At 53.5% G+C, this 13855-nt stretch carries 11 protein-coding genes; 2 read left to right on the top strand and 9 right to left on the bottom strand.

Features of this window, described 5'->3' with window-relative positions; translation table 11 throughout:
* The 8 genes from rffA to trxA form a co-directional block, all read right to left on the bottom strand.
* Nucleotides 1–1131, bottom strand: coding sequence for a dTDP-4-amino-4,6-dideoxygalactose transaminase (gene rffA, locus ED901_RS16015; RefSeq protein ID WP_056772309.1), 1131 nt, complete (start codon nucleotides 1129–1131; stop codon nucleotides 1–3).
* Nucleotides 1132–1135: 4 nt separating this feature from the next.
* Nucleotides 1136–1861, bottom strand: coding sequence for a dTDP-4-amino-4,6-dideoxy-D-galactose acyltransferase (gene rffC, locus ED901_RS16010; RefSeq protein ID WP_122096508.1), 726 nt, complete (start codon nucleotides 1859–1861; stop codon nucleotides 1136–1138).
* Entirely contained in the window at nucleotides 1828–3090 is a 1263-nt protein-coding gene (gene wecC, locus ED901_RS16005) for a UDP-N-acetyl-D-mannosamine dehydrogenase (RefSeq protein ID WP_122096507.1), read from the bottom strand. The genes rffC and wecC overlap by 34 nt, the downstream gene beginning before the upstream one ends.
* On the bottom strand, nucleotides 3087–4217 hold the full coding sequence (wecB, locus tag ED901_RS16000) for a non-hydrolyzing UDP-N-acetylglucosamine 2-epimerase (RefSeq protein WP_056772316.1): 1131 nt from the start codon (nucleotides 4215–4217) through the stop codon (nucleotides 3087–3089). The genes wecC and wecB overlap by 4 nt, the downstream gene beginning before the upstream one ends.
* Complete coding sequence (wzzE, locus tag ED901_RS15995; protein ID WP_122096506.1) at nucleotides 4214–5266, bottom strand: ECA polysaccharide chain length modulation protein; 1053 nt, start codon at nucleotides 5264–5266, stop codon at nucleotides 4214–4216. Before wzzE ends, wecB begins: the two co-directional genes overlap by 4 nt.
* A gap of 42 nt (nucleotides 5267–5308) precedes the next feature.
* Nucleotides 5309–6394, bottom strand: coding sequence for a UDP-N-acetylglucosamine--undecaprenyl-phosphate N-acetylglucosaminephosphotransferase (wecA, locus tag ED901_RS15990; protein ID WP_072158058.1), 1086 nt, complete (start codon nucleotides 6392–6394; stop codon nucleotides 5309–5311).
* Between the two features lie 298 nt (nucleotides 6395–6692).
* Entirely contained in the window at nucleotides 6693–7952 is a 1260-nt protein-coding gene (rho, locus tag ED901_RS15985; protein WP_056772325.1) for a transcription termination factor Rho, read from the bottom strand.
* 411 nt (nucleotides 7953–8363) lie between these two features.
* Nucleotides 8364–8690 (bottom strand): thioredoxin TrxA, encoded by a 327-nt coding sequence (gene trxA, locus ED901_RS15980; RefSeq protein ID WP_013577537.1) that lies wholly within the window; start codon nucleotides 8688–8690, stop codon nucleotides 8364–8366.
* Between the two features lie 118 nt (nucleotides 8691–8808).
* Here trxA and rhlB point away from each other — a divergent pair, with 118 nt between their 5' ends.
* Nucleotides 8809–10101: an ATP-dependent RNA helicase RhlB gene (gene rhlB / locus ED901_RS15975; protein ID WP_056772328.1), complete on the top strand. Its 1293-nt coding sequence runs from the start codon at nucleotides 8809–8811 to the stop codon at nucleotides 10099–10101.
* Between the two features lie 6 nt (nucleotides 10102–10107).
* Entirely contained in the window at nucleotides 10108–11601 is a 1494-nt protein-coding gene (gene gppA / locus ED901_RS15970; protein ID WP_122096505.1) for a guanosine-5'-triphosphate,3'-diphosphate diphosphatase, read from the top strand.
* A 61-nt stretch (nucleotides 11602–11662) separates the two neighbouring features.
* On the opposite strand, the gene rep is transcribed toward gppA, so the two are convergent.
* On the bottom strand, nucleotides 11663–13687 hold the full coding sequence (rep, locus tag ED901_RS15965; protein WP_122096504.1) for a DNA helicase Rep: 2025 nt from the start codon (nucleotides 13685–13687) through the stop codon (nucleotides 11663–11665).
* Between the last annotated feature and the right edge of the window lie 168 nt (nucleotides 13688–13855).

Below are 13855 nucleotides of genomic sequence, written 5' to 3'. Positions count from 1 at the left end.
TCAGGCGAAGTATTGCAGCAAGGCCGCAATCACCGTGCGCTGCGTGTCATCGCTCATGTTGTAGAACAACGGCAGGCGCACCAGACGTTCGCTTTCCTGCGTGGTGAAGCGATCGGTGCCGTTAAAACGGCCAAAATCTTCCCCCGCCGGACAGGCGTGCAGCGGAATGTAATGAAATACCGTCAGAATATCCGCGGCCTTCATGTGGCGGATAAAGGCATCGCGATCCTCGATATCTTTCAGACGCAGATAGAACATGTGGGCGTTCTGCACACAATCTTGCGGAATACCCGGCAACTGGACGCGGCCGGCATCAGCCAGATCCTGCAATGCCTCGTAATATTCATTCCAGACACAAAGGCGGCGCTGGTTAATCTTTTCGGCAGCGTCCAGATTTCCCCACAAATACGCCGCCTGCAAATCGGACATCAGATAACTGGAGCCGATATCGCGCCAGGTGTATTTATCCACCTGTCCGCGGAAGAACTGGCTGCGGTTAGTGCCTTTTTCGCGGATGATTTCGGCACGGTCAATCAGCGCCGGATCGTTAATCAGCGTTGCACCGCCTTCCCCGCCTGCCGTGTAATTCTTGGTTTCGTGGAAACTGAAACAGCCGATATGGCCGATGGTGCCCAGCGCTTTGCCCTTGTAAGTCGACATGACGCCCTGCGCCGCATCCTCCACCACAAACAGACGGTGTTTTTCAGCCAGCGCCATAATCGTGTCCATTTCACAGGCCACGCCGGCGTAATGCACGGGCACAATCACTTTGGTTTTGTCGGTGATCGCCGCTTCAATCAGGGTTTCGTCGATGTTCATGGTATCGGGACGGATATCCACAAAGACGATTTTTGCGCCGCGCAGCACAAACGCATTGGCGGTAGAAACGAAGGTGAAACTCGGCATGATGACTTCGTCGCCGGGCTGGATATCCAGCAGAAGCGCGGCCATTTCAAGCGAGGCGGTACAGGACGGCGTCAGCAACACTTTCGGACAATTGAAACGCTGCTCAAACCATTTCTGGCAACGCAGGGTAAACCCGCCATCGCCGCACAATTTGCCGCTGCTCATTGCCTCACGCATAAAATCAATTTCAGTACCGACGATCGGCGGCGCATTAAAAGGGATCATTGTTTCACCTGTACAACCAGTACGCCGCGCGGGTGATTTTGCCACCGCTGGCGAGATAAAGGTTTAAGGCCGCGAGGTTGCCGGTCTGGGTGGCGACGTGTAAACGCGACACTCCCTGTTCAGCACACCACTGTTTCGCAGCCGCCATTAATATTCTGCCCACTCCCCGCCCCTGACACTCAGGTCTGACGGCCAGCAGGCCAATTCTTGCTTCATCTGTCGACAGCTTTCGCAGCGTCACAAATCCGGCGTCCTTCCCCTGATCCTCTGCCCACAGGCAAAGATGATCAAAGGTGCCGAGCACCGCTTTTTCTGCCCACATAGCATAGAAACGGGCGCTGTCATCCGGCTGATACCAGGGTGCGCGGAAACGGCTGAGGTGAAACGCCTGACGGGCGATCGCCACCACATCGTGGATCTCTTCCGGCACAGCCAGGCGCCCTGCGGTCAGCGCGCTATCCTGCGCTACCACATTGATACACACGTCAGTTTCGCCTTCCGCCAGACGAAAGCCCAGCGCAGAGAGCGCATCCAGCGTGGGCAGCTGGTCGGCGGCGACTTTCACCTGCACCAGCGCATACGCTGCCAGAGCCTGCGCCGTGACGTCGCCTGCAGAATCATCGAGCGTCAGCTTCGCGCTCTGCAACCGGAAGAATTCACTCTCCCAGCTGAGGGGGTCAAGCGTGCCGCGCAGGCTTATCGCCATACGCCTTTTGTATCCACGATCCATGCCTGAACAACCTGAGCGGCGGGGATCGCTTTAAAGGACGCATGATCAACCAGCATGACCAGCAGATCGGCACTTTCCAGCGCCTCTTCCAGAGAATGCAGGGTGACTTTTTCGGCCAGAGAAGCGGGAAGCTGATGAACATTCGGTTCGACTGCCCAGGTTTCGCCGGCATGCCAGTCAGCAATCAGATGCGTAACTTCAACCGCAGGGCTTTCGCGCAAATCGTCGATATTGGGTTTAAATGCCAGGCCAAAGCAGGCGATTTTCACATCGGCGGCACGTTTTCCGGTGGCGGTCAGGCAATCTGCCAGCGCCGCTTTCACGCGATCGACCACCCAGTGCGGTTTACTGTCGTTCACTTCGCGGGCGGTGCGGATAATCCGCGCCAGCTCAGGGTTTTGCGCGACGATAAACCACGGATCAACGGCAATACAGTGACCGCCCACGCCAGGGCCTGGCTGCAAAATATTCACGCGTGGATGGCGGTTCGCCAGCGCAATCAGCTCCCAGACGTTAATCCCCTGCGCATCGCAAATCAGCGATAACTCATTGGCAAAAGCGATATTCACATCGCGGAAGCTGTTTTCAGTCAGCTTGCACATTTCGGCGGTGCGGGAATTGGTAACGACACATTCCCCTTTGAGGAAAATGTTATACAGCTCGCTGGCACGCTGCGAACAACGCGCCGTCATGCCACCGATAACACGATCGTTTTTGATAAGCTCGACCATCACCTGCCCTGGCAATACACGCTCCGGACAATACGCAATGCTGATATCTGCCTGCTCACCCGCCTGTTGCGGGAAACTCAGGTCAGTACGCGCTTCTGCCAGCCATGCGGCCATCTGCTCCGTCGCGCCGACCGGCGATGTCGATTCCAGAATGATCAGGTCGCCTTTCTTCAGCACCGGTGCCAGTGAGCGCGCGGCAGATTCGACGAATTTCATGTCCGGCTGATGATCGCCTTTGAATGGCGTCGGCACGGCAATCAGGAAAGCGTCTGCGGGTTCCGGTTGAGTCACGGCACGCAGGAATCCGTCGTCGACTGCCTGCTTCACCAGCAGATCAAGATCGGGCTCAACAATATGAATGGCGCCACGGTTAATGGTGTCGACCGCGTGCTGATTGATGTCCACGCCCACCACTTTTTTCTGGTGCGAAGCAAAAGCAGCGGCGGTAGGCAGACCGATGTAACCCAGTCCGATAACAGAGATCGTGTTAAAGCTCATTGCGATACCCAATGATTTTTCAATGCGTCAAGAATGTGGTGACACGCATGTCCGTCACCGTAAGGATTGTGCGCCCGGCTCATGCTGTCGTACTCATCTTCATCCGTCAGCAGGCGGGTCACTTCCTCTACAATTTTAGCGGTATCCGTGCCAACCAGCCGGACTGTTTTGGCATCAACGGCTTCGGGACGCTCTGTCGTTTCCCGCATCACCAGCACCGGTTTACCCAGCGACGGCGCTTCTTCCTGCACACCGCCGGAATCCGTCAGGATCAGATAGGCTTTGTCCATCAGGTAGACAAACGGCAGGTAGTCCTGAGGGTCGATAAGCACAATGTTATCGATGCCATGCAGAATGCGATTCACCGGCTCGGTGACGTTAGGATTGAGGTGCACCGGATACACAATTTGGACATCCGGGTGCTGGCGGGCGATGTCAGCAAGCGCAGTGCAAATCCTCTCGAACCCGCCACCAAAGCTTTCACGGCGGTGACCGGTGACCAGAATCAGCTTTTTATCTGCGTCCAGGAAGGGATAGCTGGCGGCGAGTTGTTGCGCCAGTGAATCATCGCTGCTGAAGCGATCCCTGACCCACAGCAAGGCATCAATCACCGTATTGCCGGTAACGTAAATCCCCTGCGCGGGGATGTTTTCCCTGAGCAAATTCGCTTTGGCATTTTCCGTCGGCGCGAAATGCCATTTGGCCAGATGCCCCGTCAGCAGACGGTTGGCTTCTTCCGGCCACGGCGACGAGAGATCGCCGGTGCGTAATCCGGCTTCAACGTGACCCACCGGGATTTGATGATAAAACGCCGCCAGACTGGCGGACAGCGTGGTCGTGGTATCGCCATGAACCAGCACGACATCAGGCTTGAAATCATCCAGCACGGGTTTCAGCCCGGCCAGAATCCGGCAGGTAATTTCAGTCAATCCCTGTCCCGGCTTCATGATATTGAGATCATAATCCGGTGTAATTTCAAAGAGACGCAATACCTGGTCGAGCATTTCACGGTGCTGTGCCGTGACACAAACTTTGGATTCAAATGCCGCATCCTGCGACAAAGCATGCACCAGCGGCGCCATTTTTATGGCTTCCGGACGGGTGCCGAAGATCGTCAACACTTTCACAATGTGTTTCTCTTATTTTTACGACGCGTCAGGGCAACGCCTGCTCCGATCAGACCACCGACAATACCCCACATGATCATCAGGAATACGCGGCGCGGGCTGTCACGTTTTACAGGCTCTTCAGGCGTACGGAGATAACGGTAAGTCTGAAACTTCGCGGTCAGCGTCGGGCCAACATTTAGCGTCGAAAGCATCGCGCGGTTCTGATCATACTCCAGATCGTAGCCAGGGCCTGAAGCTTGTAGCAGTTCAAGGCGCGCTTTTAGCATCGGTACACCGAGCAGGAACATGTCGGAGTCCGGCAGTTCTTCAGCGGGGGTTTCCGTCATACTCTTATTAATATTCTGCTGCTGAGCAATTTTCAGCGCCTGCTCGGTGTTATTCGCAGTACGTTTGAAAATGGTTTGTGCGACCTCTTCCTGACGCTTTACCTGCGCTTTCATCGACTGCGTACGTGCGGCCCATGCGCCCTGAAGTTCATCGTAAAGATACTGAGAGGCGCGGGCGCTGGCAAAATTCACATACTGGCGCAGCAGCTTGTTAGCATCGGCGGAGTTTTCAGCGGTCAGTTTGACAATATCGTTCGGCACTTTGATGCCGTCGCGTGCGGTGAACTGGATATCGTTAATCAGTTCATCCAGTAAGACGGCATCCGCACGCGCATCACCTTCCTTACGCTGTTTGTAGTAAGGAGATTGCTGCCAGAAATCCCGGCGGGTGTCATAAGCCGCCAGTTGCATCACAAACTCGTTGTAGGCTTCATCTGAAATCGGTGGCCGGCTCGCATCAGTCTGCGGCGCAGTACGCATATCCAGATTGCGCAGGAACTGCGCCTGAGAGAAATAGGAAGACAAGTTGTTTACCGTCGGGCGGTCGGTGATCGCCGTTGAACTCCACTCTTGTTTCATCAGATAGGAGGAGCCGAGAGCGACAAGTGCGAACAGTATTGCCAGACCCGCAATCCAGAATTTACCTTTCCATAAAGTGCAGCACAGGCCGCGGATATCGAGTTCGTTTTCGATGGCGCGTTCATTCTGGTTACTTGTCATTTCTGATTTATCCACAGCCAGTAAGCCTCGGGTTAAAATTGATCAGTGAACGGAGGAGCGGCGTAAACGCCTTTTTACCCGTCTAATAAACCGTGCAACCCGCCAGGCGCGTTTAATGCACACGCCGTAAAGCAGGAATGCGAGGAAGAATAAAACCAACATCAGCCATTCAGGCACCAGCGGCTGATGTTCTCCAATTACGCCAATAACCGCAAGGATTGCAGCCGCAAGGGTGATCAAAACAAAGGCCTGCCGGGAAGTAAAACCGGCGCGCATGATCAAATGATGAATATGCTGGCGGTCGGCCGAGAACGGGCTCATGCCTTTGCGCAGCCGACGATACATAATAGCAATCATATCCATCAGCGGGATGGCAATGAGCCACAGCGCGGTCACCGGATTCATCGGGTGTGATTCGCCTTGCGTGCTTTGCAGCAGGATCCAAATCACCGTGAAGCCAATCAGCGTACTGCCCGCATCGCCCATGAAGACCTTGTAGCGGTGGCCCAAAACACCCAGATTAAGCAGGATGTAAGGCAACGTCGCCGCAATCATCGCGAAGCACCACAATGCCAGCTCCATGTGTCCGCTGTCGTACATGATGATGCCCATCGCACCAAAGCTGACGCAGGAAAGTCCGCCCAGTAAACCGTCTATGCCGTCGACCATGTTAAAAGCATTGATCGCAGCCCAGACAGCAAAGAGCGTGAAGAGATAGCCAAACGGCCCGAGCACCATTTCCCACGGGCCGATCAGATGGCCGAGATTCCGCAGCGTGAGGTTCGCAAAACTCATCATGATGACCGCGACCGTCGCCTGCACCAGCGCACGGATTTTTACGCTGATGTCATAGCGATCGTCCAGCGCACCGACGAGCACCAGCAAGCCTGCGCAGACCAGATAAAGTTGACCGTGGGGGATTCGATAATCGGTAATGAGGAAGGTGAAGCAGATCCCTGCATAAACGGAGATACCGCCGACCAGTGGAACCATACCCTGATGGCGTTTGCGGAAATTGGGTTTATCGACCAGCCCGATTTTATACGCAACCTTCCTGGCAACGAATAAAAACAGGAATGAAAATAAGAAAACGACGACGAGTTCAGTACTCATATTGAGTAAGTTCACAGTTAAGAGATCTCTGCAAAAATAAGGTGCGTGGAGTTGAGCGCAAGAACATCATAAACCTCACAGTCTTATATCTAATCATGGGGTGACAGTGATGGTTTGTCTCAGGCAATACCTTATCTGTTGCCCTTTCTTTATGTCATCAGACAGTCCGCCGACAAAATAAAGAAAGGGCAATGGAAAAACCATCAGTTATTATCCGAATAATCTGACTATTTCTCCGAAGTTGCATTATGGTAGCCACCAAATGCAAAAAACGCCACGGCTTAGCGTGGCGTTAGCTGACTTTTACACCAAATTACGAACGCTTCATCATGTCGAAGAAATCGTCATTGGTTTTGGTCATGGCGAGCTTGTTAATGAGGAATTCCATCGCGTCAATTTCACCCATTGGATGGATAATTTTACGCAGGATCCACATTTTTTGCAGCTCTTCAGACGTGGTCAACAGCTCTTCTTTACGGGTACCAGAACGGTTGTAATCGATGGCTGGGAACACACGTTTCTCAGCGATTTTACGCGCCAGATGCAGTTCCATGTTGCCGGTACCTTTAAATTCTTCATAGATAACTTCATCCATTTTAGAACCGGTATCGACCAGCGCGGTCGCGATGATGGTCAGGCTTCCGCCCTCTTCCACGTTACGTGCTGCACCGAAGAAACGTTTTGGACGGTGTAAGGCGTTGGCATCAACACCACCGGTCAGGACTTTACCTGACGCCGGAACCACGGTGTTGTAAGCACGAGCAAGACGAGTGATGGAGTCCAGCAAGATGATGACGTCTTTCTTATGCTCAACCAGGCGTTTCGCTTTTTCGATAACCATTTCGGCTACCTGAACGTGGCGGGAAGCCGGTTCGTCAAAGGTGGATGCGATAACTTCGCCTTTCACCAGACGTTGCATCTCGGTCACTTCTTCCGGACGTTCATCAATCAGCAGAACCATCAACACACAGTCAGGATGGTTGTACGCAATGCTGGTTGCGATGTTTTGCAGCAGCATGGTTTTACCGGCTTTCGGCGGAGCAACAATCAGACCACGTTGACCGCGACCAATTGGAGAAGCCAGATCCAGTACGCGTGCCGTTAAATCTTCGGTTGAACCGTTACCACGTTCCATGCGCAGACGTGAATTTGCGTGCAGAGGGGTTAAGTTTTCAAACAGGATTTTGTTGCGGGCGTTTTCTGGTTTGTCGAAGTTAACTTCATTAACTTTCAACAGGGCAAAATAGCGTTCACCTTCTTTAGGTGGGCGGATTTTACCGGAAATGGTGTCGCCAGTGCGAAGGTTGAAGCGGCGGATTTGGCTTGGAGATACGTAGATGTCGTCGGGGCCTGCGAGGTAGGAACTGTCTCCGGAGCGGAGGAAACCAAATCCATCCTGCAATATCTCGAGGACGCCATCACCGAAGATATCTTCTCCGCTTTTAGCATGCTGCTTCAATATTGAAAAGATAATGTCTTGCTTGCGCATGCGGGCCTGGTTTTCCAGTCCCATATTTTCGCCGAGTGCAATCAGGTCAGAGACCGGCGTATTCTTTAATTCGGTAAGATTCATAATGGTGGGTTCTTAAACTCGGGGTATGTCTCGAACATCTGTCGTGAATGGGTATGGCAGGGTCATCCATGCCTGTTTGTGTAGAACACTCAAGTAACAGCTTAAAAATCCAGCCGCAGGCAGTCGCCAGCGAGCGATTCTAGAGGGGCAAACTGATATTGAGGTGTCTTAAAGCCGATTTTTTCAAAACCGTTAGATGGTCAAGCACAGTGCCAGTTCAATTTAATTTTTATTCAAAGAAACTATCAGGCAGATGTTTTTGACACAACAGAGTAAAACGTAAGAATCAAACTACAGGTAAGCTCTATTTGCAGTAAGCGTAAACTTAGCACGCTTCTTGACAGGCGTCTAGCGGACATTGTGAAAAACACGGCAGCCCGCTAAACACCTGGCTTGGGTCATCCCGACCGCTTACAGATTAGCTGTTAAGAACTCTTTCAGCTGACCTTTCGACAGTGCGCCAACTTTAGTTGCTGCGACTTCGCCGCCTTTAAATAACAGCAGGGTAGGAATACCACGGATGCCGTATTTAGGTGCAGTACCTGGGTTTTCGTCGATGTTCAACTTCGCGATGGTCAGCTTGCCTTCGAACTCAGTGGCAATTTCATCCAGAATCGGAGCGATCATTTTACATGGTCCGCACCACTCAGCCCAGAAATCGACCAGCACCAGCCCTTCGGCTTTCAATACGTCGTTGTCGAAACTGTCATCGGTCAGGTGAATAATTTTATCGCTCATGTTCTACTCCAAAGGATTATCTTTACCTTGTTGATGTAGCATTAACCAACATTAGGTTGACTTTATTTCACCGGATACGCTTTCGTAAAGCAATAGTTAGCTGATATTCTACCACACTATGAGCAAAACACACTTGACCGAAAAGAAGTTTTCCGACTTCGCCCTGCACCCGCTTGCAGTGGAAGCCCTTGAAAAGAAAGGCTTCCATTACTGCACACCTATCCAGGCATTAGCATTGCCAATCACGCTCGCTGGGCGTGATGTTGCAGGTCAGGCGCAAACCGGTACCGGCAAGACGCTGGCTTTTCTAGCGTCTACTTTCCATTATCTGCTTTCTCACCCTGCTGCGGAGGGTCGTAAGACCAACCAGCCGCGTGCCTTGATCATGGCACCTACACGTGAACTCGCGGTGCAGATCCACTCCGATGCCGAAGCATTATCCGAGTCTACCGGCCTGAAATTAGGTCTGGCATACGGCGGTGATGGCTACGACAAACAGCTTAAAGTTCTGGAAAGCGGCGTGGACATCCTGATTGGGACCACTGGCCGTCTTATCGATTACGCAAAACAGAACCACATCGACCTGGGCGCGATTCAGGTGGTGGTACTGGATGAAGCAGACCGCATGTTCGATCTGGGCTTCATCAAAGATATCCGCTGGATCTTCCGCCGGATGCCGCCTGCTACTGAACGTCTGAACATGCTGTTCTCAGCAACGCTTTCCTATCGCGTGAAAGAACTGGCGTTTGAAAACATGAATAATGCCGAGTCGATTGAGATCGAACCGGAGCAAAAAACGGGTCACCGTATTCAGGAAGAGCTGTTCTATCCTTCCAATGAAGAAAAGATGCGCCTGTTGCAGACGCTGATTGAAGAAGAATGGCCAGACCGCTGCATCATTTTCGCCAATACCAAGCACCGCTGTGAAGACGTCTGGGGCCATCTGGCTGCCGATGGTCATCGCGTCGGTTTGCTGACCGGTGACGTTCCTCAGAAAAAACGCCTGCGCGTTCTGGAAGACTTCACCAAAGGCACGCTGGATATTCTGGTTGCCACCGACGTGGCTGCGCGCGGCTTGCACATTCCTGCCGTGACACACGTCTTCAACTATGACTTACCTGATGACTGTGAAGATTACGTTCACCGCATCGGTCGTACCGGCCGTGCTGGTCTGAGCGGTCATTCCATCAGCCTGGCATGTGAAGAATATGCCCTGAACCTGACGGCGATCGAAACCTATACCGGCCACAGTATTCCGGTCAGCAAATACAGCAGCGAAGCACTGTTGACTGATTTGCCTGCGCCAAAACGTCTGGCACGTTCACGTACCGGCAATGGTCCGCGTCGTAACAGCAATTCGTCTTCGCGTCGCAGCAGTGCACCGCGCAGCAACCGTAAACGTCCGGGCTGATAACCTATGCTAAGCTCCACCTCACTCTACGCAGCAATCGATCTGGGCTCTAACAGCTTTCATATGCTGGTTGTTCGTGAGGTGGCAGGCAGTATCCAGACCCTCGCCAGAATCAAGCGCAAAGTGCGTCTGGCTGCCGGTCTGGATAAGCAGAACCTGCTTTCTCAGGAAGCCATGCAACGCGGCTGGCAATGCCTGAAGCTGTTTTCTGAAAGATTGCAGGATATCCCACGCGCACAAATCCGCGTGGTCGCCACGGCGACGCTGCGGCTTGCCAGTAATGCCGATGAATTTCTCATCAAAGCGCAGGAAATCCTTGGCTGCCCGATTCAGGTGATTACCGGTGAAGAGGAAGCCCGCCTGATTTATCACGGCGTCGCCCATACCACGGGGGGTCCGGATAAACGTCTGGTGGTGGATATTGGCGGCGGCAGCACCGAATTAGTGACCGGTGTCGGCGCACAGGCGATTACCCTTTTCAGCATGCCAATGGGCTGTGTGACCTGGCTGGAGCGCTATTTTACCGACCGCAATCTGGCAAAGGAAAACTTCGATCAGGCCGAACAGGCTGCGATCGAGATGATCCTGCCGGTGGCACCGGATCTTATCGCGAACGGCTGGCAAATCTGCGTCGGTGCTTCCGGCACCGTCCAGGCTTTGCAGGAAATCATGGTCGCGCAAGGCATGGATGAGCGCATCACTCTGCCAAAACTTCAGCAGCTCAAACAGCGCGCGATTCAGTGCGGCAAACTGGAAGAGCTGGAAATTGAAGGCCTGACTCTCGAACGTGCGCTGGTTTTCCCAAGCGGACTGTCCATTCTGATCGCCATTTTCAAAACGCTGAACATCGAAACGATGACACTGGCCGGCGGCGCGCTGCGCGAAGGTCTGGTGTACGGCATGCTGCATTTGCCGATCGAGCACGATATCCGCCAGCGTACATTGCGTAATCTGCAACGTCGCTATTTGCTGGATAACGAGCAGGCGCAACGCGTGGCACAACTGGCGGAGAACTTCTCGCTGCAGGTGGCACAGGAATGGAAGCTGGATGCCCGCGCCCGTGAGTTACTCAACAGCGCCTGTCTGATCCACGAAATAGGTTTGAGCGTCGATTTCAAAAAAGCCCCGCAACACGCGGCTTATCTGATCCGGCATTTAGACTTACCGGGTTTCACTCCGGCACAGAAAAAACTGCTGGCGACCCTTCTGCAAAACCAGAACAGCACACTCGATTTGCCGTTGCTGAATGAGCAAAATGCTTTGCCGCCTCGTCTGGCGCAGCGCCTTTGCCGAATTCTGCGCCTGGCGATTATCTTTGCCAGCCGTCGTCGCGACGACACATTGCCTGCCGTGCGTTTACGCGCTAACGATGATGAGCTGAGTGTGATTGTGCCGCAGGGCTGGCTGGAACAGCATCCGCTGCGTGCGGAAGAGTTAGAACAGGAAAGTCACTGGCAGAGTTATGTCCACTGGCCGCTGTTTGTCGAAGAGCAGAGCTGAATTTTTCGACACACCGTCATACTACTAAGGCAGGGTTTATCCCCTGCCTTTTCTTTGTCTGTCAGTTTCCGCCTTTGGCTTTCGCCAGTTGTTCACGGATTTTTTCCAGATGGCTCTGCCCTTTCACCATGCGTTCCTGCGCGCTCACCACTTTACGTTCACTTTCCCACGCCAGATCGTCCTGCGGTAATTCCATCAGGAAACGGCTCGGTTCCGGGCGGATCAGCTCACCATATTGGCGACGCTCACGGCAAAGGGTAAACGTCAGCTCTTTCTGCGCACGGGTAATGCCCACATAAGCCAGACGCCGCTCTTCATCCACGTTATCTTCATCAATGCTGCTCTGGTGCGGCAACAGCCCCTCTTCCATACCGACCAGATAGACATACGGGAACTCAAGGCCTTTTGAGGCGTGCAGCGTCATCAGCTGGACCTGATCCAACTCTTCGTCGTTTTCACCGCGTTCCATCATGTCACGCAGCGTAAAGCGCGTGACCACCTGCGTGAGCGTCATCGGCTCATCCAGATCGGTGCCTTCGAGCATTTCGGTCATCCAGCTGAACAGCTGATTGACGTTTTTCATGCGCATCTCGGCGGCTTTCGGGCTCGGCGACGTTTCGAACAGCCAGCTTTCGTAATCAACGCCGTGGATCAAATCCCGCACGGCGGCGACAGGTTCACGTTCTGCCAGCTCGGAAATACTGCCCATCCAGTGGGTGAAACGTTGCAAAGCTTCCAGCCCGCGACCGGTCAGGGACTGGCTCAGCCCCATATCAAAACTGGCTTTGAACAACCCTTTGTTACGCTGATTCGCCCACTCCCCCAGTTTCTGTAAGGTGGCGGCACCGATTTCGCGACGCGGCGTATTCACGATACGCAGGAAAGCGCTGTCATCGTCCGGGTTGGTCAGCACGCGCAGATACGCCAGCAGGTCTTTGATCTCCGGGCGTGAGAAGAAAGAGGTGCCGCCGGAAATCCGGTACGGAATGCGGTTCTGCATCAGCATTTTTTCAAACAGACGTGACTGGTGATTACCGCGGTACAAAATCGCGTAATCGCCGTAAGCGGTTTTATTGATGAAGTGATGAGCGATCAGCTCGCCCACGACGCGTTCCGCTTCATGGTCTTCATTATTCGCCGTCACAACTTTCAGTGATTCGCCGTAAGCCAGCTCAGAGAACAGACGCTTCTCGAACACATGCGGGTTATTGGCGATCAGGATGTTGGCGGCTTTCAGGATGCGTTGCGTGGAACGGTAGTTCTGCTCCAGCTTGATCACCTGCAACTGCGGGAAATCTTCTTTCAGCAGCACCAGGTTTTGCGGTCGTGCGCCGCGCCAGGAGTAAATCGACTGGTCATCGTCCCCTACCACCGTAAAGCGCGCGCGGTTACCCACCAGCAGTTTCACCATCATGTACTGGCTGGTGTTGGTGTCCTGATATTCATCGACCAGCAGATAACGCAGCTTGTTCTGCCAGCGCTCGCGCACTTCTTCATTCTTCTGCAACAGCAGCGTCGGCAGCAGTATCAGGTCGTCGAAATCGAGAATATTACAGGCGCGCATGTGGTCGTGATAAAGGCTGTAGCAATGCGCGAAAATCTGATCGCGTTCCGAACGCGCCAGCCCGGCGGCATGAGAAGGATCCACCAGATCATTTTTCCAGTTTGAGATCGTGGACACCAGTTGCTGCAATAACGTTTTGTCGTTCTCCAGCCACTTCTCGCTCAGCTCTTTGAGCAGCGCCAGCTGGTCCTGATCGTCAAACAGAGAAAAGTTAGATTTCATGCCCAGCGCAGCAAATTCGCGTTTGATGATTTCCAGCCCCAACGTATGGAAGGTGGCAATCAGCAGCCCCCGCGCTTCTTTGCGCCCGAGGGTTTGCCCGACACGCTCTTTCATTTCGCGCGCGGCTTTGTTGGTAAAGGTCACGGCCGCAATGTGACGTGCCTGATAGCCACATTCACGGATCAGGTGTGCGATTTTATTGGTAATCACCCTGGTTTTGCCGGAGCCGGCACCCGCCAGAACCAGGCAGGGTCCGGTGACAGATTCGACGGCGTGTTGTTGGCTGGGGTTTAATCGCATGGCGTATTTTTGCTCACCTGATAGACAAGGACGGCGATTGTAGCAGAAACGTCGGCTGAGATTGACAGGCTTTACCGTGCAATTTGTTATCCCGGAACGCAGGCCGGATTCCCCATGCGCCGTTGCAGATGTTACATTACGCGTCTGGAAACACTCTCGCAAAAAGGT

Origin of the sequence: Rahnella sp. Larv3_ips (assembly GCF_003697865.1) — a bacterium.
GTDB lineage: Bacteria > Pseudomonadota > Gammaproteobacteria > Enterobacterales > Enterobacteriaceae > Rahnella > Rahnella rivi.
The sequence above is the reverse complement of the archived record's forward strand: the minus strand, read 5'-3'. Positions and strand labels throughout refer to the sequence as shown.